We start from the raw sequence: 573 nt of genomic DNA on the forward strand, positions 1-573 counted from the left end.
TGTATCTCTCCTCCAGATAAGGCTAATAAACCGGTTTCTGTCGCCTTATAAACGGGCTTACCGGCTAAATTATTTAAAGCAATTGTTGTCGCCCCAACATTCTTACCCTTCGCTTTAAAACAAACCGATATGCCATTCTTATACTCTAAAAATGCCGATTGGCTTAGAAGCCTTATCACGCTCGTCTTTTGGTTATTATCAACCGTAACAATCCCTTCAAGCGCTCCACCCGTATCCGATAAATACTCACTTACCCGTTGCATCATAAAACGAGCGCTATTATTGACCGTGTTAGGATGCTGTCCCTCTGACCAATTAATCAAAGCATCAGCACCACCATTTTCAGATGCCGTTAAAGACCAATCATAAATCGTGGACATATGAACCTCACGTCTTGATTCCAAATACAACACTTATATTAATCGGGCGCGTCTCACTTATACCTGAACTTGCCAATGGAACATCACGCATGTGAAGGTGGGAATGGGGAAAGGCGCGCTTATCGTGCACGCGTATTTCCTCTGCCCTTACACCCAAGCGTTCGGCAAGTTTCAACCTTTGCTGGTCATTCAA

2 pseudogenes are annotated in these 573 nt (G+C 43.8%); both read right to left on the bottom strand.

The annotated features are described in order from the left end of the window. A pseudogene (locus J7R13_RS08680) lies at window positions 1-380 on the bottom strand (phage tail protein); the annotation flags it as partial. 7 nt (window positions 381-387) lie between these two features. Further along, window positions 388-573 (bottom strand): annotated as a pseudogene (locus tag J7R13_RS08685) (phage tail protein); the annotation flags it as partial.

Origin of the sequence: Bartonella taylorii 8TBB, from assembly GCF_902825155.1 — a bacterium.
Taxonomy (GTDB): Bacteria; Pseudomonadota; Alphaproteobacteria; order Rhizobiales; family Rhizobiaceae; genus Bartonella; species Bartonella taylorii_A.